Raw genomic sequence first — 23,877 nt, 5'->3', positions numbered from 1 at the left:
ACTCAGTACTTCTTTTCCACCACTTTCGCCCGTACCCTGCCTATCATCCCCGCCAGTGTCCCCATCTCGTCCAGCGTTTCCCCTTCGACGAACTTGACGTGGCTCAGATTGGCGGGCATCTCGCCGAAAGTGGGATCGACGGGTACCCACGCTCCGCTGAGGTAGCTTTCCGCCCAGCTATGGTAGAGAAAGCCATCCCCCTCGTAGATGATGCCGGACACGAACCGGGTCGAGATGCCGGCGGCGCGGGCCAGGGAAGCATAGAGCCTCGCGTGGCTCTGGCAGTTGCCGATGCGGGTTTTGAGCGTTTCCAGGGGGGATTGGCTGTCGGTAACGGCGCCCTTTATCTCGCGGGCCACCCAGTCGGACAGTAGCTTTGCCACCCGTGCCGGATCCTGCTCGCTCCCCCTGATCTCCGCGGTTTTCGCCTTGATCTCGGGGTGATCGCTCGGTATCCGCTCCGCCGGTTCCCGATCGGCGGCGGTCGGGGGCGCTTCGGCGGCAGGGGCGGGGTTGGGCAAGGTCACGAGCACCGTGCCATCGGGCTGCCGCACTACCTGCTGCCTTATCCCCTGCAGAAGCGGCAGCTGCGGCGGTATGCCCGTCATCTCCAGTACCAGCTTCTGCAGTTGGGCGGGACGCTCGATGGGGGGGGTGACCCGGATCATGCTGAAATCCAGCACCAGATCCTTCTTGGAGAGGGCGCCGCGTGCAAGTTCCTCACGGGCGGTCGCTTCGTCCTCTGCCTCGGTGACCACCAGGTCGTCGCGGACCGACTCCTTGAGTACGTTCCCCTGCAGGTCGACCCAGATATCGTTGTCGACCATGGGGTAGACGTCGTTCTTCAGATGGACCACCGGCCGCCCCGGCGGAAGCGTCTCCTCCCCGACCACCTCAACCTTGAGCTGCTTCACCTTCAGCGCTTCCACGTCCAAGACAGGGAGCTTGTAGCTTTTTCCTTTCGGCGCCCCTTGCATGAGCGGGTAAAGGTTCAGCGCGTGGGGGGGGTAGAGCACCCCCTTCACCTTGAGGGTACGCTCCTTCTTTCCGCTGCCCGACCGGGAAACGATTGCCACTCCCTTAGGCGTGACCTCGCCGGTGATGGTGACTGGGCTGCCGTCGATGCGGTTTTCCGCCGAAAACGATTGCAGCGCGAGGTCCCGGGCGACCAGGTAGGACTCCTTCGAAGTGGCTTCCCTGGAGAACCCCATCACCCGCATCTTCACGCTCCCCTCGGAATCGATGCGGTACCCCGCGTCGGTCCGGGTGATGGTGAGCCGGCTGAAGCCGACTCGCTCGTCGCCGAGCTTGATGCTGAACCAGCGCTCCCCGAGCGGTAGCTCGGTCAGCTTGGGAAGGGGCGCAGCGAAAAGCTGGAGCGGCAGCAGCACCAGCAGCGAGGCGAAAATCAGCCGCAGTAGGTTTAATGGGATGGTCATGGCTAGGTTCCTTGAAGGTCGGCTCTCCGGCGATCTCCGTCCTCGCCGCGTTCGAGGTCTTAATTTATATCACAGCCGATGCGGGCTGCGCAACGGAGGAAGCCCCTCTCGTAGCGGTGAACGCGGCGAGGACGCCAATCTCATTAGATACGGGCGGGAAAGAATGCTATGATTAATTGAATTTAACTTGTTGCAGTAAAATTTGGCGCTGGGTATAATGTGAATAGATAACAGAGTTGCGGAGGATCAAAGGATCCTCCTTCCCCTAGCCGACTTGCCCTCCTAGTCGCTAGGGTTTTTTTTGTCCAATTTCCCCTCCGTTTGTGCCAGTTGTTGCACACTTTTTCCGATTCCTATACAATCCCCGGTGTACTCATTAAACAAGCTCCGCGCAAAAAGAGGCCGAATGTACCCCATTGTCACCATCACCGACCATTGCCGCAAATGCTACTCCTGCGTCCGAAGCTGCCCGGTAAAGGCGATCAAGGTGGAGAAGAGCTACACCGAGATCATCGCCGAGCGCTGCATCGGCTGCGGCAACTGCATGAGCCACTGCCCCCAGCACGCTAAGGTGATCGCCGATAACGTTGCGGTAACCAACGAGCACCTTTCTTCGGGAGAGCCGGTTGTCGCGGTGCTCGGCTGCTCGTTCCCTTCCTTTTTCCACCACTGCTCGCCGGGCCAACTGTCGGCCGGGCTGAGGCGGCTTGGATTTGTCGAGGTGCACGAGGGGGCCAGCGGGGTGGAACTCATCGCCGGCGAATACCGCGACGCCATCGACAATGCGAAGCTGCCGCTCATCTCCTCCCACTGCCCGGCCGTCGTCGATCTGGTCGAGCGGCATTACCCGCAGTTGATCGAGAACCTGGTGGGGGTGGTGACGCACATGGTGGCCATGGGGCGCTTCCTGAAACAGGTCTGGGAGGGGAAGGCCAAGGTCATCTACATCAGCTCGTGCATCGCCGGCAAGTTCGAGGTGCAGGCGGAGCAGACCAAGGGGGCAGTGGACGTCCTCCTCACCTACCGCGAGCTGGAGTCCATCTTCAAGGAGCGGGGGATCGATCTCGCCACGCTGGAGGAGGAGCCTTTAGACGGCAAGGAGCCGCACATGGGAAGGATCTTCCCCCTGTCGCAAGGTTCCTTCCAGGCCTTCGGCATAGAGGCGGACCCGCTCGACACCGAGGTGGTCACCGCCGAAGGTGAAGTCAACGTCATGGGGATCATCAAGGACCTCGCGGCGGGGAGGATCAGCCCGAAGCTCGTCGATCTCCGTTTCTGCTACGACGGTTGCATCGGAGGCCCGGGGCGGAACCAGGCGCTGACCGAATTCTCCCGGCGCAACCTGGTCATCTCCCACCACCGGAAGAGGATCCCCTATCGCACCTCGCAGGCCTATCTGGACGCAGCTCCGGTGTCGCTTTCGCGCACCTTCGCCGACAAGTACGCCAAGCTCCCCACCCCCAAGGCGGGGGACGTGAAGAAGATCTTGCACGCCACCAACAAGTTCACCCAGAAGGACGAGCTGAACTGCCGCGCCTGCGGCTACCGGACCTGCCGCGAGTACGCCGTCGCCGTATTCCAGGGACTTGCCGACCTGGAGATGTGCCTGCCGCACAACCTGCAACAGCTGGAGGAGGAACGCGGGAGGCTGATCGAGAAGTACGAGCTGGCGAAAAGGGAGCTCGACCGCTACGGCGACGAGTTCATCGTGGGGAGCGACCGCAACACGCTGGAGGTGCTGGACCAGATCAAGCAGGTGGGACCGACGCCGACCACCGTCCTCGTTCGCGGCGAATCCGGGACCGGCAAGGAGCTTGCGGCGCGCGCCATTCACCGCTACTCCAAGAGAAACGACAAGCCGCTGGTCACGGTCAACTGCACCACCATCACCGACTCGCTCCTGGAGAGTGAACTCTTCGGCCACAAGAAGGGTTCGTTCACCGGTGCCATCATGGAAAAAAAGGGTCTCTTCGAGGCGGCGCACGGTGGCACCATCTTCCTCGACGAGATCGGGGACATCACGCCTAAGCTGCAGGCGGAGTTGTTGCGGGTGCTGGACTTGGGCGAGGTGAGGCCGGTCGGGGGGACTGCCGCGAAAAGGGTCGATGTCCGTCTTATAGCGGCAACTAATAAATCGCTGGAGGACGGGGTCCGCGAAGGTTGGTTCCGCGAGGACCTCTATTACCGTCTCAACGTCTTCTCCATCACCATGCCCCCCTTGCGGGAAAGGGTGGAGTCGATCCCGCAGCTGGCGCACTATTTCCTGGAAAAGGCGCGCAAGAAACTCAACAAGCACATCGACGGCATCGAGGAACGGGCGGTCAGCGCCATGGTGAAATACCCCTGGCCCGGCAACATCCGGGAGATGCAGAACGTGATTGAGCGCGCCGCCGTGCTCACCCACGACGAGATCATCAAGCTGGGGAACCTCCCGCTTGCCTTCGCCGAAAGCTACGCCGAGGAGGCCGAGGACGTCTTCGACCTGCGCTCCTTCAAAAAGGAGCGGGAACCCCATGTGCTGCGGGTCGAGAAGAAGCTGATCCAGCGATATCTTGCCGATGCGGGTGGGAATGTGTCAAAAGCGGCACAACTGGCCAACATCCCGAGGCGCACTTTTTACCGCCTTTTGGCGAAACACGGGCTCAAAGGTCGCACCATAAGGGCGAGGGAGGAAGCCGAGGATTAGCTCGCTCATGTAAACATGGTCAAAATGATACAAATGAGCACATTTACCACGTTTGTGCCAAAAGTGGCGCACTTTGTATACACTGCTTTATAACCTATTTGAGGAGGGCTTTTTTCCGGTATACGTGAAAACAGCCACTTATCCTCGATGGTTGATTAATTTCAAGATTGGCACGCATATAGCAATAGATAAGGCATGTGTCACCAATTTTGAACAACCATACAAAAGGAGAGCAGCAGATGGGCAGAATGAGAGAGAACCCCAGGTACAACGTAATTTCCATGAGGATCAGCGACGCAGAGCGTGAGACGCTCGAAGCAATAATGGACTCCACCAAGAAGAGCGTTTCCGACATCATGAGGGAAGCGATGGAACTCGTGAAAGCCAGGAGCACCGAACTTAGCCAGAAGGCGGCCTAAGGCCGCCTTGCAACACCAACCCAATAAAAAACGGCCGCGTTAAGCGGCCTTTTTTTATACCTGCATTCGAAAGGAAAGCCGTTTACTTCACCTTCCAGGTAGTACCCTGCGCGCTGTCCAAAAGGACGATGTTCTTTTCCAGGAGCAGGTCTCTGATCTCGTCCCCCCGCTTGAAGTTCTTCGCCTTCCTCGCCTCGGCGCGCTCGGCTATCAGCGCCTCTATCTCCTCTGCCGACATCTCAATGTCGGAGGTCTTGCGATCCTTCATGCGCTGCAGGAACGCGGCGGGAACGGAGTCGCAGATCCCGAGCACGGCGGCCATCTTGGCCACCTCGGCCTTGGCCTGTTCTAGGAGCCCGGTCGATGCGGTGGGAAGCTCCCTGTTGATTACGCGCACCAGGTCGAAGAGATGCCCCAGAGCCAGCGCGGTGTTGAAGTCGTCGTCCATGGCGTCGCCGAAGCGCCCTGCAAACCCGGCGACCTTCTCGACGAACTCGGCGTTATCCGCGCCCGCGGGGGTGTTCGCCCCGCTTGCCAGCCGCTCGTATATGCCGGCCAGCGCCTTGTAGATCCGCTCTAGCCCGAGCTCGGCTTCTTTCAGGTTCTGGTCCGAGAAGTCGATCGGCGAGCGGTAGTGGGCCGAAAGGAGGAAGAAGCGGAGCACCTCCGCGTCGTAGCTCTCCAGGATCTCCTTGATGGTGAAGAAGTTCCCTAGGGACTTGGACATCTTCTCCGAGTTGATGTTGACGAAGCCATTGTGCAGCCAGTACTTGACGAAGGGTTTCCCGGACGCCGCCTCCGACTGCGCGATTTCGTTCTCGTGGTGCGGGAAGATCAGGTCCTTACCGCCGCCGTGGATGTCGAGGGTCTCGCCCAGGAACTTGGTGCTCATTGCGGAGCACTCGATGTGCCACCCCGGCCTTCCCTGGCCCCAGGGGGATTCCCAGTACGGCTCGCCAGGCTTCGCCCCTTTCCAGAGGGCGAAGTCCATGGGGTGTTCCTTCCTTTCGTCCACGTCTATGCGGGCGCCCGCCTGCATGTCTTCGAGGTTCCGCTTGGAAAGCTTCAGGTATCCCTCGAAGCGGTCCACGCGGTAGAAGACGTCGGAGCCGGACTGGTAGGCGAACCCCTTGTCGATCAGCGTCTGCACCAGTGCGATGATCTCGGGGATGTGTTCCGTCGCCTTGGGCTGGAAGGTGGGGAGCTGCAGCATGAGCCGCGCCATGTCGTTGTCGAATTCCTTGATGAAGCGCTCGGAGATCTCGTTATAGGGGACGCCGTCGCGGTTGGCGCGGTTGATGATCTTGTCGTCGATGTCCGTGTAGTTCCTGACGTAGGTGACCTCTAGCCCCTTGGAGCGGAGGTGGCGGTAGATCATGTCGAACACCACGTTGGCGCGGGCGTGACCGATATGGCAGTGGTCGTAGACCGTTACGCCGCAGACGTACATGCCGACCTTGCCGGGGTTGATCGGTACGAATTCTTCCTTGCTGCCGGTAAGGGTGTTGTAGACGCGTAGGGGCATATCAGTTCCTCTTTTCCAAAGTGTTGAAGGTCATGCGACCGATGTTATCTGTTGCAGCCGAATTTTTGCCTGCGGCCTCTCCCTCACCCGGCCTGCGGCCACCCTCTCCCAGAGGGCGAGGGTAATCGAGCCTGTTCCCTGTCCATTCTCCCTCTCCCTCTGGGCCTTCGCCCACCGTAGGCTACGGTCCGGAGGTGGGAGAGGGCCGGGGTGAGGGCGCTTCTCCTACTTCTTCTGCTCGCTCCACGAGTCGCGCAGCGTGGCCGTGCGGTTGAACACCAGCGCCTCCGGTTTGGAATCCTTGGAGTCCAGACAGAAGTAGCCGAGCCTCTCGAACTGGTAGCGGTTCTCCAGGGTGGCGCCGGCGAGCGAAGGCTCCAGCTTGCAGCCGGAGAGGACCTCGATCGATTTCGGGTTGATCGAGCTGCGGTAGTCCGGCTCGTTCTTCCCTCCAGGGTTCGGTGTGCTGAACAGGCGGTCGTACAGGCGCACTTCGGCGTCGACAGCGTGGTCGGCGCTCACCCAGTGGATGGTCCCCTTGATCTTCCTGCCGTCCGGGGCGCTCCCGCCGCGGGAACCGGTGTCGTAGCTGCAGCGGACCTCGACGATCTCCCCGTTTTCATCCTTAACCACCGATTCGCAGCGGATGATGTAGGCGTAGCGAAGCCGCACTTCGCGGCCGGGGGCCAGGCGGAAGAAACCCTTGGCGGGCTCCTCCTGGAAGTCGTCCCTTTCGATGTAGACGGTCTTGGAGAAGGGAACCTTGCGCGTTCCCATTTCCGGATCGTTGGGGTGGTTAGCTGCCTCGAATTCCTCGCTTTCCCCTTCCGGGTACCCCTCTATGACGAGCTTCAGCGGGCGCAGCACGGACATGGCGCGCGGGGCGCGGACGTTCAGGTCCTCGCGCACCGACTCTTCCAGGATGCTCATGTCGATGAAGCTGTCGCTCTTGCCCACGCCGATGGTCTCGCAGAAGTTGACGATGGACTGCGGAGTGAAGCCGCGTCTTCTCAGGCCGACCAGGGTCGGCATGCGCGGGTCGTCCCAGCCGTCGACCAGCTTCTCCTGCACCAGTTCCAGAAGCTTTCTCTTGCTCATCACGGTGTAGCTCAGATTCAGCCGGGCGAACTCGATCTGCTGTGGGTGGCATTTGACCGGAAGCTGGTCCAGCACCCAGTCGTAGAGCGGGCGGTGGTCCTCGAACTCAAGGGTGCAGACGGAGTGGGTGATCCCCTCGATGGCGTCGGAGATGCAGTGCGCGTAGTCGTACATCGGGTAGATGCACCAGGCGTCGCCGGTTCGGTGGTGCTCTACCTTGCGGATGCGGTAGATGACCGGGTCGCGCAGGTTGATGTTGGGCGACGCCATGTCGATCTTCAGCCTGAGGACGTTGGATCCCTCTTCGAACTCGCCGGCGCGCATGCGGCGGAAGAGGTCGAGGTTCTCCTCGACGCCGCGGCTGCGGTACGGGCTTTCCTTGCCCGGCTCGTTCAGCGTGCCGCGCAGGGCCCGCATCTCGTCTGCCGAGAGGGAATCGACGTAGGCCAGCCCTTTCTCGATCAAGAGCACCGCATAGTTGTAGAACTGCTCGAAGTAGTTCGAGGCGTAGTACATGTGCTGGCCCCAGTCGAAGCCGAGCCACTTCACGTTCTCCTTGATGGAGTCCTCGTACTCGATGTCTTCTTTGGTGGGGTTGGTGTCGTCGAAGCGCAGGTGGCAGCGCCCGCCGAAGTCAAGCGCGAGACCGAAGTTGAGGCAGATCGACTTCGCGTGCCCTATGTGCAGGTAACCGTTGGGCTCCGGCGGGAACCGGGTGACGATGCCGGTGTGCTTGCCGTTTTTAAGGTCGTCGGTGACGATGTTCCTGATGAAGTTGGCGGCCTTTTCGGGGGCCGAGGCTTCTGCTGTCTTGGTGTCGGTCATATCGGTTCCTTTGCGCCAAAATCGCGGCGCGAAGTGTATTGGTTTTTCATGATGCGCGCCCATGTCGCAGAGCGCTGCCTTGTCTCCACGCTCTCCTTCTCCCGCTAGCGCTCCTTGCGCTCCAACAAGGCGACTCCGTAGGCGGCGATCCCCTCGCCGCGGCCGGCGAAACCGAGCTCCTCGGTCGTGGTCGCCTTCACGTTGACCCGGTCGTCGTCGGTGGCGAGCGCCCGGGCGATGTTCTGCCGCATCTGTTGGATGAAAGGGGCCAGCTTCGGACGCTGGGCCACGACGGTGGCGTCGACGTTGCCGATGCGGTACCCCTTCGCGTCGGCAAGCCCCATGACGTGCTGCAGGAGCTTGATGCTGTCGGCCCCCTTGTAGGCGGGATCGGTGTCCGGGAAGTGGCGGCCGATGTCCCCCTCGCCGATGGCTCCCAGGATGGCGTCGGAGATGGCGTGCAAAAGTACGTCCGCGTCGGAGTGCCCGAGGAGCCCCTTGGCGTAAGGGACGTCGACCCCTCCGAGGATCAGCTTGCGCCCTTCCACCAGCCTGTGAACGTCGTAACCGTGCCCGATACGCATATGACTCATCCCTTTCCTTTCAAAAACGCCTCGGCAAGGACCAGGTCCTCGGGCGTCGTGATCTTGATGTTGCGGTAGTCGCCCGTGACGATGCGCACCTCTCCCCCCTGATGCTCGACGAGGGACGCATCGTCGGTCCCCAGATACCCTTCCGCCTTTGCACGCGCGTGGGCATCGCGGATCAGGCCATAGCGGAAAGCCTGCGGCGTTTGCGCCAACCAGAGCTCTTCGCGAGGCGGGGTTTCGGAGATGACGCCGCCTTTCACCACCTTCACCGTGTCCTTCACCGGGACCGCGACCACGGATGCGCCATGTTCCCTGGCGGCGTCAGCGGCGGCTTCCAGCATCTCTTGCGAAACGAAAGGGCGCACCCCGTCGTGGATCAGCACCAGGTCGTCGTCAGCAGCGTCAGCCATGGCGTCCAGCCCGTTGCAGACCGAGTGCTGCCGCTCGGCCCCGCCGGGGACGATGGCGCGCACCTTGGAAAAACCGTAATGGTCGACCACCTCGCTGCGGCAAAACGGGATCTCCTGCTCCGGCGAAACGAGGTAGATCCCGTCTATGAAGGGGGCCGCCTCGAAGGCTGCGACGGTGCGGGCGAGAATCGGCATGCCGTCCAGCAGCAGGTACTGCTTGTTGGAGCCGGCACCCATCCTTTTGCCCATTCCGGCGGCAGGTATCAGCGCGTAAATCCTGCTCAAGAGTTACCTCGAAGGTTCGGTCGGCGGTTCATGAAACCGCCGAATTATACAGATTGGGCACGAAAAAACCATATAAATCTGCCTGAATACGATCTACAACCAGGCAGCCGAAGTTGGTCTCGTTCCCAAGGTCTTCCTTGGGAACGCAAGGCCCACTGAAGCTCCAGCTTCACCCCTCAAGGGGGACAGGCACCTGACGGAGCCAGTCCCCTTGATGCGAAGCTGGAGCTTTTGCCGCATTGGGTTCCCAAGCTGGAGCTTAGGAACCAGAAAAAACAGAAGAGTTCCCTTTAAATCAGCGTCTAGCCTGCCAGGGCGGAGATGGCCGCGGCCAGATCCGAAAGGTCGCTGTCCAGCAGGGTGCGGGGGTCGAGCAGGAAGGCGTTCTTGTTGATCCTGCCGATGACCGGGATCTCCGATTTCCTGAGCCGCGACTCGATGTCGTTGGGGGAGAGCCCCTCGACGGCGACCTCAATCAGCATGCTGGGCAGGTTCAAAAGCGGCAGTGTCCCGCCTCCTGCCTGGGAGAACCCTTCGCTCAGCTTGAAGCTGATCCCCTGCGGCGTGCGGCGGCGCAAAAATGCGCTGATCTTTTTCGCCCGCGCCGTCAACTCGGGGAGGGTGGCGGTCAGCATCCTCAGCGTCGGCACTTCCTTGAGCGCGACCATCTCGTCCCGGTACAGGGCGAGCGTCGCCTCCAGGCTCGCGAGGGTGAGCTTGTCCATCCTGAGCGCGCGCAGCAACTGGTGCTTCTTCATCGCCTCGATAAACGGTTTTTTCCCGACGATGATCCCTGCCTGCGGGCCTCCCAGGAGCTTGTCGCCGCTGAAGGTGATGACGTCGACCCCCGCGCGCACGAACTCCTGCACCGTCGGCTCCGGGACCGGCAAGCGTCCCGAGAGGTCGATCAGGTTGCCGCTTCCCATGTCGGCCAATACCGGGACCCCGGCCGCGGCCCCAAGCGCTACCAACTCCTGGGCGGTCACCTCTGCGGTGAAGCCAAGGACGGCGAAATTGCTGCAGTGCACCTTGAGAAACACTGCGGTCTGCTCGTTTGCCGCGCTGCTGTAGTCCCTGGGATGGGTGCGGTTCGTTGTCCCCACCTCCCTCAGCGTCACGCCCGAAAGCCGCATCACCTCGGGAATGCGGAAAGAGCCGCCGATTTCCACCAGCTCCCCGCGCGAAACCACCGCCTCGCGGCCGGCGGCCATCGAACTCAGCGAGAGAAGCACTGCCGCGGCGTTGTTGTTGACCACAATGGCGGCCTCGGCCCCGGTCAGTTCGCAAAGGAGAGCCTCCACGTGGCTGTAGCGGCTGCCGCGCACCCCGGCTTCGAGGTCGAACTCAAGGTTCGAATAGGAGAAGGCTATGGTGTTAAGGGCGTTGCGGGCGGCTTCGGGGAGGATGGAGCGTCCCAAGTTTGTGTGTATCACGATGCCGGAGCCGTTGATCACCCTCTGGAGGCTCGGCCTGGAGAGCTGGGCTAGTTCGTGGGCCACTGCGGCGCAGACTGCGGGTTCAAGGAAAGCCGAATCGTCGAGACCGCCGGCACGGGCGCCGCTGCGCAGCTTATCCAGCACGCTGCGGACGGCTCGCAGCACCAACTCCCTTGGGTAGGTGGCCAGAAGCTTGCGCACCGCCTCCCACTCGAGGACCCGATCAACCTTCGGGATCATTTTAAGCTGCTGCACGGGCACCTCCTCCTGCATCGAATGGCAAAGGCCTAATTTAGCTTAAAGTCGCGCCGGAGGCAAAGGAAAACAGGCAGAAGCGGAGAGGCGAATTGACGATTGACAATTGACGATTGACAACGAAAAGCAGGAGGAAGGCAAAAGGTCATAAAATTGACAATTGACAATGGACAATTGACAACGAAAGGGTAAGGCGAATTGGCAACTGACAATGGATGACTGGTAACTAAAGACAGTAGAAGCACCGCAGGCAAGAGAAGTAACAGCGGAGAGAAGTAGGATAGGAGAGCCGTAGGCTGTGGACGATGGGATCTGACAGTGAAAGATGATAGCCGAACTAGAGACAGTGGGTGATGGGGAGGAGGGGGGGAAGAAGCGATGGACAATTGTCAATCGTCAATTGTCCATTGTCAATTGCCTTTTAAAGGTCGAGCCCCTTGCTGTTCCAGAGCTCGGTGGCGCTTTCCTCTTCGATCAGGACCTTGCCGCCGTACTCGGCGTTTTTTTGAACCAGCATCTCGGCCAGGACCGCGTCCCTGGTGCGGAAGGCCTCGATGATCTTTTCGTGCTCCTCTACGGAGAGCTGCATCCTGCCTGGCTTGCTGAGCGACGCCATGCGCAGGCGCTGGAACTTCTTGAGGAGCTGGGCGATCATGTCGTGCAGTTTTTCGTTGCCGGCTCCCCTGATGAAAAGATCATGGAAGCTGTTGTGCACCTTGAAGAAGTGGCGCACGTCCCCTTCCTCGGCGATTTCCCTCAGCTTTTCGTTGATCGCTTCCAGCTTGTTGATTTCGCGGGTGCTGAGCATGGCGCACGCCTTGCGAGCGGCATACCCTTCGAGGATGCTCTTGATGGCGTAGAACTCTTCGACGTCTTTCGGGGAGAAGCAGGCGACGAGCGCCCCCTTGCGCGGTACTACCGAGAGGTACCCTTCCGATTCCAGCTGCCGGAACGCTTCGCGAATTGGGGTGCGGCTGATGCCGAAGCGGGAGGCAAGTTCCGGCTCTGCAACCTTCTCTCCGGGCTTAAGAGCACCCGACATGATCGCGTCCCGGATAGTCTCAAGTATCCGTTCCCTAAGGGTTAGGTGCTTCTCCACGCTCTTCTTCATACGGTCCCCCTCAATGATCGGCCGTATTGTATACAGTATCCAAAGATTGTCAAGAACTTCCCTTTAAATTTATAGACTTTAAGGTGAAAACACTTGAAATATGGAGACGGCAACGGTATCTTGCGACCCTGAGGGAGTATCAAGTATGGATCCGGTCCGGCACCTGAAAATCTCGATAGGAGTATTGTTGCTCCTGCTGTCGTTCGGCACCTTCGGCTACATCGCTATCGAGGGGTGGAACGCACTCGACGCCTTGTACATGACGGTGATCACCCTGGGCACCGTAGGCTTCAGGGAGGTTCACAACCTCAGTTCGGCCGGCAAGATCTTCACCATGCTGCTGATATTTTTCGGTGTCGGCGTCATAGGTTACATCGTGGGCAGCCTTGCCCAGATCATGTTCGAGGGGCAGTTTCAGCGGATCATGGGGAGGAAGAAGGTGGAAAAGGCGATTGCTGCGCTGGAAGGGCACTACATCATCTGCGGGTTCGGGCGGATTGGGTCGTTGATCTGCAAGGAGTTCTCGGCGAAGCCGCTCCCGTTCGTGGTGGTGGAAAAGGACCCGGCCATGGTGGACATCATGGAGCAGGACGGGCCGGGCTACCTGGTGTTGCGCGGCGACGCGACCATCGACGACGTGCTCCTGAAGGCGGGGATCAAGAAAGCGCGAGGGCTGATTTCGGTGGTCACCTCGGACACCGAGAACGTCTACATAACCCTCACCGCCCGCGGGCTCAACCCGGACCTCTTCATCCTGGCGCGGGCCGGCGAGGAGGGGTCGGAAATAAAGCTGAAGCGGGCCGGCGCCAACAAGGTCGTCTCTCCCTATCTCATCGGCGGCTCCCGCATGGCCCAGGCGATACTGCGCCCGACGGTGGTCGACTTCATCGAGATCGCCACCGGCCACGAGCACATGGAACTGCAGATGGAGGAAATCCTGATTCCCCCAGGCTGTGGTTTCATCGGCGAGACCCTGGCCAGTTCCGGGTTCAGGAAGGAGACCGGGGTCATCATCGTCGGCGTCAAGAAGCAAAACGGCAAGATGGTGTTCAATCCGGAGTCCCACACGAAGCTGGAGGCGCACGACACGCTGATCGTTTTGGGGGAACCCGCGGCGATTCAGAAACTGGAGCAGTTGGTCGGCTGCGATACCTGCGCCGAAGAACTGATCAAAAAGCACAGGAAAAATGATGCCTAAACGCGTTTTCGTCCACGTCCCCTACCTGCAGATCGAGCAACATCTCCCCTTCATACTGGAGCGCCGGCTCAACCCGGAGATCTTCTTTTCCGCCGACGCCCTGGACGCTCTGGCACCGTCGCAACTTGCCGCCACGGCGGATGCGCTAAAAGGCGCGGGGCTCAGTTGCACCATCCACGCGCCGTTCATGGACCTGAACCCGGGCTCCTTCGAGAAGATGCTGAGGGCCGCCACGGTGCGCCGCTTCCAGCAGGTGCTCGACGCGGCGCAGACCCTGCGCCCGGAGGTGATGGTGTTCCACCCGGGATTCGACCGGTGGCGCTACGGCGAGGCGGCCGCGCAGTGGCTCGAGCTGAGCGTAGCGGTCTGGCGGGAGGTGCTGGTGCGGGCCGAGGAGATCGGCACTGTCATCGCGGTGGAGAACATCTTCGAGGAGGAGCCCTCAACCCTGAAGGCGCTGTTCGAGGCGGTGGAGCACCAGCGCTTCGGGCACTGCTTCGACGTCGGGCACTGGAACCTGTTCAAAAAGGTGGGGATGGCCGAGTGGTTCGAGGCGCTGGGGGGGAGGATTGCCGAGGTGCATATTCACGACAACGGCGGCACCCGCGACGAGCATGCCCCTCCGGGCGAAGGGGGGATCGACTTCAAGCAGTTCTTCGACCTGATGGAGCGCTACGCCCCCGACGCGGCCTACACCATAGAGGCGCACAGCATGAAGGATCTGGAGAGGTCCCTGGAGGCGCTCAAGCCTTACCTGGGGTAGGGGCGTCCCTTGCGGCGCTTGAGCATCAAGGCGAGGTAGCCTACGACGGCGACGTTGACGATGAAGACAGCTATGCGGGGCCAGACGGGCTTGCGCCAGATCTCGACGATCTCGACGGGAAGGTAGATACCCCCCGATAAAAAGCCGAGCCATTCCGCCCAGGGGCACTCTTTCCACAGCCCATAAGCCTCTGCCAGGCGGACCGCCGAGTAGGCAAGCGCCGACAGGGCGAGGAGCCAAAGTTGCGGTTCGGTGATGCGGTTCGCAGTGTCGATGAAGATGGAGGGGTAGTGCCTTGCCGGGTTCATGTGCAGGACCTCAACCAGTTGCACGGCCATGTCGTGAAGGTCTTTGTGGATCAGCGTGAGCACCCCGCATCCGGCCGCCAGCACGATGATCCCCTTCATCCCCTCCATGATGGAGACCATCCGCAGCCCTTTGTAGCTTGTCCCTTTCATCGCGCCCCTCCGCCTCGTTGCCGTCAGGCCTGCCGCAGCACCTTGAGTGACACTCCTTCCACCAGATCCTTCACCTTTTCCCGATACTCCAGCATGTGCGCCGACTCCAAATGCCGGTGCAGCGCCTCCATGCTTTGCCACTTTTCCATCACCGTCACGACCTGAGGGTCGAGCGTTTGCACCCCGATTCCGGAGTCGGCGTCGATGGCGGGAAAATATTCGACGCACCCTTCCTCATTCCTGACCTTGGGGACGTTCCCGTGGAAGATCTCCAGGAACTCTTCACGCTTCCCCTCTTTCACCGTTATCGAAGCTACTACGCTGATCATATCCAATCCTCCTGATTTTAATCGACTATCTGATACGGCCCAACCGGCTCGGGGCGCTCTCTTTTGCCCTTTCTGTCAGCCCCGGAAGATGAAGAACACCGCCCCCGCCATGCAGCAACCGGCCCAGAGGTAGTCGAGCTTGAGCGGTTGCCCCATGTAGAAGACGGCAAAGGGGACGAAGACAGAAAGGGTGATAATTTCCTGCATTATTTTTAATTGTCCCAGGCTAAAGGTACCGTATCCGGCGCGGTTCGCCGGGACCTGCAGCATGTACTCGAAAAGGGCTATCCCCCAACTGGCCAGAATCGCCACATAGACCGGCGCGCTGCGCAGGTCCTTCAGGTGGGCGTACCAGGCGAAGGTCATGAACACGTTGGACAAGACAAGCAGGACAATGGTTCTCATGGCGGTCCTTCTTCGTAGCGGTTTCTTCTGAAGCAGAACCTGGGAACCAGGTGGGCTGCCGGGGGATTATTCCGTGCTGTAAATACCCTGTTCGGGTTCCGGCGAGCCGGCAGCTGCGAAGCATAGCACGACAGCGGGCGCCGGTGCAAAACTTTGACGTTGGGGTCTGCCGGATCCACCTCGGAACACGCCAGGTTTATTTGTTCCAAATAATTAACAAAAACACTATTTAACTTCTGCCTAGAAGTAATAATTGTTTACAGCACGCAAATGCAGTAGGATGCTGGGGTTTACGCCGGATTAACTGCAATTTTTTTCTGTTATTGAATAAAATTTGCCGAGGCTACACAAGCTCACCGGGAAACCTAGATACTGCCTCCATTTCCCTGAGACACAAAAAGTTTGCGCTGCACTTTATCTCAAAGAACAGGCGTTATTTTCTGAGAAGGGAACGAATCTATGATCATGAAGAAACAGGAAGCGTATTTGAAGGAGTGGCAGGGGCACGAGGAGCTTGCAGAGCAGATGCTCCCCATCATCGGTCGCCTGTACCGTGACCACAACATCGTGACCACCGTGTACGGCAAGTCGTTGGTCAACATCCCGACCATCGACATCCTCAAGGCGCACCGGTTCGCCCGCCTGATCCTCGACGGCGAGCTGACCGTGCAGGAGACATTTCCCATTCTCGAAGCCATCGGCAAGATGGACCTCGCTCCGGCCCGCATCGACCTGGGAAGGCTGGCGGTCCGCTACCAGTCGCAGCAGGGAGGCTCGGTCGCCGACTTCCTGAGCCGCGAACTTGCCTCCGTCAATACCGGCCGCACGCCGCTTTTGGACGAGCCGCAGGACATCGTGCTGTACGGCTTCGGCCGCATCGGTCGCCTCGTGGCCCGCATCCTGGTCGAGAAGTCCGGCTCCGGCGAGAAGCTCAGGCTGCGCGCGGCCGTGGTCCGCAAGGGCGGCCCGGACGACCTGGTGAAAAGGGCGAGCCTTCTGCGTCGCGACTCGGTGCACGGACCCTTCAACGGGATCATCACCATCGACGAGGAAGAAAACGCGATCATCGCCAACGGCAACATGATCCGCATCATCTACGCCGACGCGCCGGAGAACGTAGACTACGCACAGTACGGCATCCATAACGCGATCGTGATCGACAACACCGGCAAGTGGCGCGACCGCGAAGGACTGGGGCGTCACCTGAAGGCGTCGGGCGTCTCCCAGGTCGTGCTCACTGCACCGGGCAAAGGGGACATCCCGAACGTCGTCTTCGGCGTCAACAATGAACTGATCACCTCCACCGAGAGCATCTTCTCCGCGGCAAGCTGCACCACCAACGCCATCGTGCCGGTTTTGAAGGCCGTGAGCGACAACTTCGGGATCGTGAGCGGCCATGTGGAAACCTGCCACTCCTACACCAACGACCAGAACCTGATAGACAACTACCACAAGGCGGACCGCCGCGGGCGGAGCGCCCCGTTGAACATGGTCATCACCGAGACCGGCGCCGCTAAGGCCGTCGCCAAGGTGCTTCCGGAGCTGACCGGGAAGCTGACCGGCAACGCTATCCGCGTGCCGACCCCGAACGTCTCGCTGGCGATCCTGAACCTGCAGCTCAAGTCGGAAACCGACGTCGCGACGTTGAACGGCTACCTGCGCGCCATGTCGCTCGACTCGCCGCTGCAGAACCAGATCGACTACACCAATTCCCCGGACGTCGTTTCCAGCGACATGGTCGGTTCGCGCCACGCTGGCGTGGTCGACTCTCTGGCCACCATCGTCCAGGGCAACCGCTGCGTCCTCTACGTCTGGTACGACAACGAGTTCGGCTACAGCTGCCAGGTCGTGCGCATGGTACAGAAGATGGCAGGCCTGGAACTTCCGGTGCTGCCGGCATAAGCAGGAACCTTTGAATAGCAAAAACCAAGGGGGCATCCGGGAGATCGGGTGCCCCCTTTTTTACTCCCCCTTGACCCCCTCCCTTTTTGCCACTCCCGTTTTCCCTTGTAATAACGGCCATTCAGGGTACAGTTCTCGCTGCAAAGGAACCGAACCATGAGTGAACCCGAGAAGAAAGAGAAGGACCTCAAAAAAAACGCCAGCATCGCCTTTCTCGTTGCTGCATCGGCATTGGGCCTGGTGCTGCTTTGCCTCGTCGCCTTCCGGATTTACCTCGCCACTTCGTACCCCGCTTCCCAGCTCTCCCGCCTGGTCACCGACCGGCTGCAGCAGGAATTCACCGTCAAGGAGATCGACCTTTCCGGCAGAACCCTCGTCCTGAAGGGGGTGCGCCTGAAGAACCCTGCGGGGTTTGCTTCCGGTGAACTCTTCTCGGCGGACAGGGTGGTCATTGCCCCGCGGTGGATCCAACTCTTGTGGGGACGGCAGCGCTTCGAGCTGATAGACGTCGAGGGGGGGAAGCTCGCCCTGGAAAAAGATGCCCACGGCACCTGGAACTTCGCCGGGATCCAGCGCCGGCTAGCGGCCCGGAGGCCCCCGGGGAAAGCCGCCCCGGAAACGGTGATCGGGAAGCTCTTGGTGAAAAACAGCAGCATCACCATCCAGGGGGAGGGGGTGCACGGAATCAACCTGCAGGTCTTCAATCTGGCTAGCGGCGGATCGCGCAGCGCACAGGTGGAACTCGCCTTCGAGGACGGCGCCCGTAACCGCTATCTGCTTACGGGGACGGCCCGCCCGGGTGCGGACGCCGCTGTCGACCTCTCCCTGAAGGCGCCTTCCATCTCCTTAAAAAATCTGGCGTCCCTCTTCAAGCTCAAGGATCCCGAGCCATTCCAGGATGCCCAAGGGGCGCTGCAGGCGAGCGCGGTCCTGGCGAAGGGCGAGCTGAAAAGCACCGGAAGCTTCTCCTTCCGCAGGGTACTGATCCCCGCCGCCCGCGGCGACTATCCCATCGCCGGCCTTTTGCAGTTCAACGGCGTCTACAGCCTCTCCGAGGACACCGCCCATTTGGATGAAGCCACGCTTACCATAGACAAGATGGCGCGGCTGCAGGCGGGGGGAACCGTCACCGGCGTGAAGAAGGAACGGGTGTTCGACCTCCTTGTTTCCATGGACGCCGTGGACCTGGCGCTGATAAACGTGCTACTGCCGGAGGAATCGCGCCACGACCTGAACTTCGGCGGCAGGCTCCGCTGCGAATCGTTGCGCCTGGAAGGAAACGGCAGGGCGGGTATCGAGAGCGTGGTGGGGAACCTGCAACTGCGGGACGGCTTGCTGGCCCGAGAAAAGGACCTGATCGCGGCGGGGGTGGCGGGAGATCTCGCCCTCTCCCGACGTGGTGCGACCGTTTCCGCGCGCGGCAAATTCTCCCTCCCTCGTCCGGAGCCGAAGGCGCTGGTCCAGGCGCTGGAGCTCCCGGTGGAGTTCACCCTCTCCGCGGGGCTGAAGCCACTTCGCGCCAGGAGCGAGGCGCTATCTGCGCGGGTCATGGGGGTAGCCGTGTCGGGGAGCGTTGCTTACGACGTGGGGAGCTCCGAGCCGCTACGGGCCGACCTCGCCTTTGCAACCAGGGAGCCGGAGCGGCTCAACCCGTGGCTCTCCCGCTACGGCATGGAGGCGCTCTCCGGAACCGGCACTGGCAGCGTGCAACTGGCGGGCAAAGGGGCGAAGGAGCTCAGCGCCTCGGCCCGGCTCATGGTCGCCAACCTCCAGGGGAAACAGGGGAAGGACAATATCGGCGTGAAGGCTGGGACGGCGACGGCCACGGTGAAGAAGCGGGGAGAGAAGCTGCAGGTCCACGGGGATGCCCGTCTCGCCGCAATCTCCTTTCAGGGAAAGAACGGCGACGCGCGTTTCGCCTACCGGGTGGCGGACCGCTACCTCTACCTGAACGGGGTGCAGGCCTCCTGGGGGGAAACCCGCTTCTCCGCCACGAGCCTGAGCGGAGAACTTCCGGGCGCGACAGTGACCGGGCAGCTTACCCGTCGTCCGCTGCGCTTCGATCTGGAGGGGGGGGCGCTCGGACAGGGCAACTTGCAGCTCTCCGGCATCGCAGGAAGGGTAAGGGGGAGCCTCGTCGGCGAAGGGAAGGATAAATGGCTGGATGGAAGCGCCGATCTCGCCTCCCGCGCACTCTCCTGGCGCAATGCGGCGATGGCCGCCCCCGTCCTGCATGCCGTTTTTGCGAGACAGGGTGGAAGGGCCGAACTGAACGGGCAACTGCTGGGGGGGAAGGTGGCGGGAAAGGCGGCCTTTCGCCCCTTTGCCCCGGGAGCGCCGTCCAGCTTCAACGTCAGCATAACCGGCGCCGCCGCGAAGGAGATTTCGCGCCTCGCCGCCGGCGAAGCCGGCACCCGCCCCAGCGCGGGTACCGTGGACTTGAAACTGGAAGGGACCAATGCCGGGAAAAGCGGTCTCTCCTGTCGCTTCGACGCCAGGGGGCGGGACCTGACCCTCGCGAACGCCACGGGCAAGACCCTCGTCTCGGGTGCAGCCGCCTCGGTCAAGGGGCGCCTCTCCGGAGGAACCCTGACCATCGACGAGGGCACCGTCATGCCGGGCCGGGGCGTTACCCTCACCGCGCGAGGGGAGATAGCGGACGCGCTGTCGGACAAGCGGCGCGGGACCTTGCTGCTCGCCCTGCCGGATACCTCGTTGAACGACCTGGTGGAGTCGCTCATCAATCTCGCCCCACCGCTGATCCAGGAAGCAACGGTGAAGGGGAGCGTGGCGGCGGAGGGAAGGATAGAACTGCGTGAGGGACGCAAGATTCTCAACGGCGGCGTGACGGTGAGAGGGGGGAGGGTGGAGGCGCCAGCCCAGAAATTCCTGGTGGCGGACCTGAACGGAAGGATTCCCCTATCTCTGGACTTCGGGGGGAAGGGGAGTGCCGCCCCCCGCGCCGCTGGGGAGTTCAGCAGGGAGAACTATCCCCGCGTCCTGGCGCAACTGCGCGCAACCCCGCCGGGGGGAGACCTGCTCACCGTGGAGAAGATTGGCTTCGGATCCGTACAGACCGGAAAGCTCAGCGTGCAACTTCGTGCGCAAAACGGCCTCACTGAGATCACCTCCCTGCGCACTACCCTTTACGACGGGACTGTGTTGGGGAAAGGCCATCTTCTATTTGCAGGCGAGGCGACCTACCGCGGCGATCTCCTGGTTAACGGTCTCAGCATGAAGGCCCTGTGCAGGAGCCTCCCCAACCTGGAGGGGTACATCTCCGGACGCGTGGACGGCGTTATCAGCGTGCACGGCATCGGGGGAGACCAAAAGCGCCTGACCGGTTTCGTCGATCTCTGGGCCCGCGAAGGGGGGGGCGAAAAGATGGTGGTGAGCAAGCAGTTTCTGCAGCGCCTGGCCAAGCAGAAGCTCTCAGGCTTCTTCCTGAGCCGCGACCGCGCCTACGACAAGGCGGAGATCAAGGCGACGCTGGAGCAGGGGGAGCTTACCTTCAACGCGCTGCAGATCCTGAACACCAACGCCCTCGGAATCAAGGACCTGAACGTCAACATCGCCCCGACGCAGAACCGGATCGCCCTGGACCACCTGCTGGAGTCGATAAAGGAGGCGGCGGTGCGCGGCGTGCCGGCCACCGGCGGAGAGGCCCCGGCGAAGAAGCCGCAGCAGGAACCGGCGCCCGAGTTCAAGTGGGAGGAGTGAGTAGTGAACGTAACCGGAAGTAAATAAAAGAAATGGAGGTATCTCATGAAAGGCAGACTGCTTACATCGCTTTTGGCCCTGGCCTGTTTCCTTTTCAGCGCCTGCGCCGTGATCACCGTCAACGTCTATTTCCCTGAGAAGGCGGCCAAGGAGGCGTACAAGTCGCTGGACGACATGCTGTTGAAACCTGGCGAGAAGCCGGCCGGAGTGAACGCCCCGCCTGCGCCTGTGTCCCCGCCGCCGCTGGAACAGCAAAGGCCCCAGAGCCGGCTCTTTGACCGGGTCCCCTCCCTGTCGCTGGTAGCGCAGGCCTGGGCGGCCGATACCGATGCCGAGGCCGAGGCACTGGCCGTGGAGCTCTCCAGCATGCCGAAGGTGTTGAAGGCCTATGACGAGATGAGCAGCAGGCTCCCGAGGCTTACCACGCTTTTCAACAGCGGCGTGATAGGAATCTCGAAACAGGGGCTGGTGGTAGCCCCCCCGACGGCGAAGGGAAAACTGGCGCCGCAGGACGAGAGCCTCTTGGCAGCGGAGAACCAGAGCCGGAAGACCGTGGTGGTGAGCATGGCCAAGGCGATATTGAAGCTGCAGAAACAAAAGGAGACCAAGGAAGCGCTGAACCTTGTGCTGGCACGTGCCGCGGTCACCTTCGCCGAGACCAAGAGGGAGGCCGCCCAGCCCGGGTGGTGGACGCAGCTGCCGAACGACCGTTGGGTGCAGAAATAGCTGTGCAAGATTTGAACAATGTGTTGAATGGTTGAAAATGCCTGTTTATGCGCCACTTTTTCTGGGAATCTGCACAGGTTTGTTAGTCAGCTGTTCAATCAATGGTTTTACTTGGCTTTGGGGAGTCAGGAAGGAGCTGCAGCTTTATCTAATTATACCGGTGTGTTACGTGAAAATGACATTTCTGTCGAAGTTGGCACCGCTCTTGTAATAGTAAAGACAGCAGCACAAAACAAAACCTACTTTGCGCCGATGATGGAGCCCTCCTTTCGTCTCGGCGCTTTTTTTTGTCCGCATTTTTTCCCGCCAGGGTATTCACTCGATCATGTCTTTCACGTCTGAGATGAAGGTGGGGTAGGTCCAGAGGATCTGGCGCAATTCGCTGTTGCTGATCCCGAACTTGAGAGCCAGGGCGAAAATGTTGATCGTCTCGCCGGCGTTTTGCCCCAAAAGATGCGCCCCCAGGATCTTTCCCGTCTCTTCCTCGATGAGCACCTTGTAAAAGCCTCCCTGCTGACCGATGCGGCGCGACGAGGGCCAGGAATCGGTGGAGCCCCGGTTGATCCGGAACTTCTTTCCCGACTGCCTCGCCTGTGCCTCGGTGAGGCCTACGAAGGATAGGGGAGGCTGCGCCTGCGCCATGCTGGGGACTCCCTGGTAGTCGGGGCGCCGCCGGTTGCCGGTCAGGATGTTGTCGGCGGCGACTTCCGCCTCCATGTCCGCGACGGTTGACAGCAGATATGGCGAGTCGCAGGCATCGCCTATGGCCCAGACGCGCGGGTTGCTGACGCTCTGCAGGAACTCGTTCACCGTCACCCCGCGTGCGCTCCTCGCCACAGCGCCCGCCTCCGGGTCGACCGGGTCGAGATCGGGTATGCGTCCCGACGTGTTGACGATGAGGTCGCTGGGAAAGGCCTCGGTGCATCCCCCCTTGCCGTAGGTCATGAAAGCGCCCTGGACCTTCTCGGCCATGGCTGCGGTTATTCCAGTCACTATGTTGATGCCTCTGGCCCGGGCCGCCTTCGCCGCCAGTTGCGCCATTTCCAGGTCGAAATTCTTCAATACCCGCTCGCCGCGCTGCAGGATGGTAACGTCGGCCCCAGCTGCGCGCGCCACGTGCCCGAAGCTGAGCGCGAGGCAGCCGCCGCCGATGAACAGGACGCGGCGCGGCAGGTTCTTCATCTCCATGAAATCGCTGGTTTCCACCACCAGGCCGGCACCGGGGAAGTCGAGGGGGGCGGGGCGGGCGCCGGTGGCGATGACGATGGTTTCGGCGCGGACGGTGGTCTCGCTGCCGATGGCGACCGTTTCGGGGGAGAGGAAGTGGGCGGTGCCGAAGTACATCTTGATTCCCGCCTGCTGGAAAGCCCGCTCGGTCCGCTCCGGCACGCCGTTGCTGAAAGCGGATTTGGAGCGGATCAGCGCGGGCCAGTCCATGGCAGCGGGAACGGTGATCCCCTGCCCCGACATCTGCCGGGTCAGATGCACCACCTGCGCCGCCTGCATCAGGTACTTCTCAGGTTCGCAGCCGTTGCGGCCGCAGGTGCCGCCGTAGGGCTTGTCGTCCACCACCGCGACCTGCCGCCCTCCCTTGCGGCAGGCAAGCGCGAGGGTGAAACCCGCCGTCCCCGTCCCGATCACCAGCACATCCGCCGTTTCCTGCATGAGCGCCTCCTTTGTCGGATCCGGGACTTTTCAGGCCAGCAGAAGCCGCCCCAAGGAGGCGCGGGCCGCCGATCCCGAGATGTCCGGCATGATCTCCAACTCCAGCACCGCCACCCCGGCCAACTCCACCGTGAATTCCTCCTGCTCGACGGTGGTGCCGGGAGGGGAGAAGGTGAACTGCTGCCGCACGATCTCGCGGAAGCTTTTCCCGTCCGCGGACCAGCGGAGCACGAATTCCTGGGTCCTTGGCAGCTGCTCTTCATCGATCAGGAGGTAGATCCGGGAGAGACGCTGCGGCTGATCGAAGAGAATCCGGATCATCTGCGGCCCCGGTCCCGCCGCGCGCCACCCTGGAGCCCCGACCGGCTGGAGCGCTGCGTCTATCGGCTGCGCCGGGTCCTCGGAGCTGATTTCCACGCTGGCAATGTTCCCTAAATCGAGCCACTTGGTGCCGCTCCTGGGTTCCTCGCGGGATTCGCGGGAGATGATGGTCTTGCGCATGTGAACCTCCTTTCAGGCTGTTTTGAGGAAATAAAAGACGAACCAGCAGACGATGAGTGCCGCTTCCGCAGCGGCGTCGGCCAGGTAGATGGGGGAGATGACGCGTCTTGACCAGCCAAAGGTCGGTCTTC

General features: G+C 61.4%; 19 protein-coding genes. 7 read left to right on the top strand and 12 right to left on the bottom strand.

The window, feature by feature from the left end:
* Positions 1–2 precede the first annotated feature (2 nt).
* A complete protein-coding gene (locus tag GBEM_RS18985) occupies positions 3–1,439 on the bottom strand; it encodes a transglutaminase-like domain-containing protein (RefSeq protein ID WP_012532231.1) in 1,437 nt (478 codons plus the stop codon).
* A 406-nt stretch (positions 1,440–1,845) separates the two neighbouring features.
* Here GBEM_RS18985 and GBEM_RS18980 point away from each other — a divergent pair, with 406 nt between their 5' ends.
* The gene (locus tag GBEM_RS18980) at positions 1,846–4,125 is read left to right on the top strand and encodes a sigma 54-interacting transcriptional regulator (RefSeq protein ID WP_012532230.1); all 2,280 of its coding nucleotides are present in this window, start codon (positions 1,846–1,848) and stop codon (positions 4,123–4,125) included.
* Positions 4,126–4,364: 239 nt separating this feature from the next.
* Complete coding sequence (locus GBEM_RS18975) at positions 4,365–4,544, top strand: hypothetical protein (RefSeq protein ID WP_012532229.1); 180 nt, start codon at positions 4,365–4,367, stop codon at positions 4,542–4,544.
* Between the two features lie 82 nt (positions 4,545–4,626).
* On the opposite strand, the gene cysS is transcribed toward GBEM_RS18975, so the two are convergent.
* From cysS to GBEM_RS18945, 6 genes are all read right to left on the bottom strand, one after another.
* On the bottom strand, positions 4,627–6,069 hold the full coding sequence (gene cysS / locus GBEM_RS18970; protein WP_012532228.1) for a cysteine--tRNA ligase: 1,443 nt from the start codon (positions 6,067–6,069) through the stop codon (positions 4,627–4,629).
* Positions 6,070–6,294: 225 nt separating this feature from the next.
* Positions 6,295–7,992 (bottom strand): glutamine--tRNA ligase/YqeY domain fusion protein, encoded by a 1,698-nt coding sequence (locus GBEM_RS18965; RefSeq protein ID WP_012532227.1) that lies wholly within the window; start codon positions 7,990–7,992, stop codon positions 6,295–6,297.
* A gap of 104 nt (positions 7,993–8,096) precedes the next feature.
* Positions 8,097–8,576, bottom strand: coding sequence for a 2-C-methyl-D-erythritol 2,4-cyclodiphosphate synthase (gene ispF / locus GBEM_RS18960; RefSeq protein ID WP_026841115.1), 480 nt, complete (start codon positions 8,574–8,576; stop codon positions 8,097–8,099).
* A 5-nt stretch (positions 8,577–8,581) separates the two neighbouring features.
* Entirely contained in the window at positions 8,582–9,277 is a 696-nt protein-coding gene (gene ispD / locus GBEM_RS18955; RefSeq protein WP_012532225.1) for a 2-C-methyl-D-erythritol 4-phosphate cytidylyltransferase, read from the bottom strand.
* Positions 9,278–9,579: 302 nt separating this feature from the next.
* Positions 9,580–10,986 (bottom strand): L-seryl-tRNA(Sec) selenium transferase, encoded by a 1,407-nt coding sequence (gene selA, locus GBEM_RS18950; protein ID WP_012532224.1) that lies wholly within the window; start codon positions 10,984–10,986, stop codon positions 9,580–9,582.
* A 403-nt stretch (positions 10,987–11,389) separates the two neighbouring features.
* Positions 11,390–12,079: a GntR family transcriptional regulator gene (locus GBEM_RS18945; protein WP_012532223.1), complete on the bottom strand. Its 690-nt coding sequence runs from the start codon at positions 12,077–12,079 to the stop codon at positions 11,390–11,392.
* A 145-nt stretch (positions 12,080–12,224) separates the two neighbouring features.
* Between GBEM_RS18945 and GBEM_RS18940 the strand changes: the two genes are divergently transcribed.
* Positions 12,225–13,277, top strand: a complete 1,053-nt coding sequence (locus GBEM_RS18940; RefSeq protein ID WP_012532222.1) for a potassium channel family protein — start codon at positions 12,225–12,227, stop codon at positions 13,275–13,277.
* A complete protein-coding gene (locus GBEM_RS18935) occupies positions 13,270–14,040 on the top strand; it encodes a sugar phosphate isomerase/epimerase family protein (RefSeq protein WP_012532221.1) in 771 nt (256 codons plus the stop codon). The genes GBEM_RS18940 and GBEM_RS18935 overlap by 8 nt, the downstream gene beginning before the upstream one ends.
* On the opposite strand, the gene GBEM_RS18930 is transcribed toward GBEM_RS18935, so the two are convergent.
* The 3 genes from GBEM_RS18930 to GBEM_RS18920 form a co-directional block, all read right to left on the bottom strand.
* A complete protein-coding gene (locus GBEM_RS18930) occupies positions 14,028–14,498 on the bottom strand; it encodes a DUF2127 domain-containing protein (protein ID WP_012532220.1) in 471 nt (156 codons plus the stop codon). The two genes, GBEM_RS18935 and GBEM_RS18930, sit on opposite strands and share 13 nt — an antisense overlap.
* 23 nt (positions 14,499–14,521) lie before the next feature.
* The gene (locus GBEM_RS18925) at positions 14,522–14,827 is read right to left on the bottom strand and encodes a putative quinol monooxygenase (RefSeq protein WP_012532219.1); all 306 of its coding nucleotides are present in this window, start codon (positions 14,825–14,827) and stop codon (positions 14,522–14,524) included.
* Between the two features lie 75 nt (positions 14,828–14,902).
* A complete protein-coding gene (locus tag GBEM_RS18920) occupies positions 14,903–15,232 on the bottom strand; it encodes a DMT family protein (RefSeq protein WP_012532218.1) in 330 nt (109 codons plus the stop codon).
* Positions 15,233–15,691: 459 nt separating this feature from the next.
* On the opposite strand from GBEM_RS18920, the gene GBEM_RS18915 reads away from it, so the two are divergent.
* From GBEM_RS18915 to GBEM_RS18905, 3 genes are all read left to right on the top strand, one after another.
* Positions 15,692–17,134, top strand: a complete 1,443-nt coding sequence (locus GBEM_RS18915; protein WP_012532217.1) for a glyceraldehyde-3-phosphate dehydrogenase — start codon at positions 15,692–15,694, stop codon at positions 17,132–17,134.
* Between the two features lie 156 nt (positions 17,135–17,290).
* The gene (locus tag GBEM_RS18910) at positions 17,291–20,854 is read left to right on the top strand and encodes an AsmA family protein (RefSeq protein WP_012532216.1); all 3,564 of its coding nucleotides are present in this window, start codon (positions 17,291–17,293) and stop codon (positions 20,852–20,854) included.
* 45 nt (positions 20,855–20,899) lie between these two features.
* Positions 20,900–21,580 carry a DUF1318 domain-containing protein gene (locus GBEM_RS18905; protein WP_012532215.1) on the top strand — a complete coding sequence of 227 codons (681 nt, stop codon included), beginning with the start codon at positions 20,900–20,902 and terminating at the stop codon, positions 21,578–21,580.
* A 315-nt stretch (positions 21,581–21,895) separates the two neighbouring features.
* On the opposite strand, the gene GBEM_RS18900 is transcribed toward GBEM_RS18905, so the two are convergent.
* Together GBEM_RS18900 and GBEM_RS18895 are read right to left on the bottom strand one after the other, a co-directional pair.
* Complete coding sequence (locus GBEM_RS18900) at positions 21,896–23,245, bottom strand: dihydrolipoyl dehydrogenase family protein (protein ID WP_012532214.1); 1,350 nt, start codon at positions 23,243–23,245, stop codon at positions 21,896–21,898.
* Positions 23,246–23,275: 30 nt separating this feature from the next.
* Entirely contained in the window at positions 23,276–23,746 is a 471-nt protein-coding gene (locus tag GBEM_RS18895) for a hypothetical protein (RefSeq protein WP_012532213.1), read from the bottom strand.
* Between the last annotated feature and the right edge of the window lie 131 nt (positions 23,747–23,877).

It is taken from the genome of Citrifermentans bemidjiense Bem, assembly GCF_000020725.1.
Lineage (GTDB): Bacteria > Desulfobacterota > Desulfuromonadia > Geobacterales > Geobacteraceae > Geomonas > Geomonas bemidjiensis.
The sequence above is the reverse complement of the archived record's forward strand: the minus strand, read 5'-3'. Positions and strand labels throughout refer to the sequence as shown.

What these genes read in the sequence shown, in the direction of transcription:
- GBEM_RS18985 (WP_012532231.1), bottom strand. Translation starts at nt 1,439, where the DNA reads ATGACCATCCCATTAAACCTACTGCGGCTGATTTTCGCCTCGCTGCTG.
- GBEM_RS18980 (WP_012532230.1), top strand. Translation starts at nt 1,846, where the DNA reads ATGTACCCCATTGTCACCATCACCGACCATTGCCGCAAATGCTACTCC.
- GBEM_RS18975 (WP_012532229.1), top strand. Translation starts at nt 4,365, where the DNA reads ATGGGCAGAATGAGAGAGAACCCCAGGTACAACGTAATTTCCATGAGG.
- cysS (WP_012532228.1), bottom strand. Translation starts at nt 6,069, where the DNA reads ATGCCCCTACGCGTCTACAACACCCTTACCGGCAGCAAGGAAGAATTC.
- GBEM_RS18965 (WP_012532227.1), bottom strand. Translation starts at nt 7,992, where the DNA reads ATGACCGACACCAAGACAGCAGAAGCCTCGGCCCCCGAAAAGGCCGCC.
- ispF (WP_026841115.1), bottom strand. Translation starts at nt 8,576, where the DNA reads ATGCGTATCGGGCACGGTTACGACGTTCACAGGCTGGTGGAAGGGCGC.
- selA (WP_012532224.1), bottom strand. Translation starts at nt 10,986, where the DNA reads ATGCAGGAGGAGGTGCCCGTGCAGCAGCTTAAAATGATCCCGAAGGTT.
- GBEM_RS18945 (WP_012532223.1), bottom strand. Translation starts at nt 12,079, where the DNA reads ATGAAGAAGAGCGTGGAGAAGCACCTAACCCTTAGGGAACGGATACTT.
- GBEM_RS18940 (WP_012532222.1), top strand. Translation starts at nt 12,225, where the DNA reads ATGGATCCGGTCCGGCACCTGAAAATCTCGATAGGAGTATTGTTGCTC.
- GBEM_RS18935 (WP_012532221.1), top strand. Translation starts at nt 13,270, where the DNA reads ATGCCTAAACGCGTTTTCGTCCACGTCCCCTACCTGCAGATCGAGCAA.
- GBEM_RS18930 (WP_012532220.1), bottom strand. Translation starts at nt 14,498, where the DNA reads ATGAAAGGGACAAGCTACAAAGGGCTGCGGATGGTCTCCATCATGGAG.
- GBEM_RS18925 (WP_012532219.1), bottom strand. Translation starts at nt 14,827, where the DNA reads ATGATCAGCGTAGTAGCTTCGATAACGGTGAAAGAGGGGAAGCGTGAA.
- GBEM_RS18920 (WP_012532218.1), bottom strand. Translation starts at nt 15,232, where the DNA reads ATGAGAACCATTGTCCTGCTTGTCTTGTCCAACGTGTTCATGACCTTC.
- GBEM_RS18915 (WP_012532217.1), top strand. Translation starts at nt 15,692, where the DNA reads ATGATCATGAAGAAACAGGAAGCGTATTTGAAGGAGTGGCAGGGGCAC.
- GBEM_RS18910 (WP_012532216.1), top strand. Translation starts at nt 17,291, where the DNA reads ATGAGTGAACCCGAGAAGAAAGAGAAGGACCTCAAAAAAAACGCCAGC.
- GBEM_RS18905 (WP_012532215.1), top strand. Translation starts at nt 20,900, where the DNA reads ATGAAAGGCAGACTGCTTACATCGCTTTTGGCCCTGGCCTGTTTCCTT.
- GBEM_RS18900 (WP_012532214.1), bottom strand. Translation starts at nt 23,245, where the DNA reads ATGCAGGAAACGGCGGATGTGCTGGTGATCGGGACGGGGACGGCGGGT.
- GBEM_RS18895 (WP_012532213.1), bottom strand. Translation starts at nt 23,746, where the DNA reads ATGCGCAAGACCATCATCTCCCGCGAATCCCGCGAGGAACCCAGGAGC.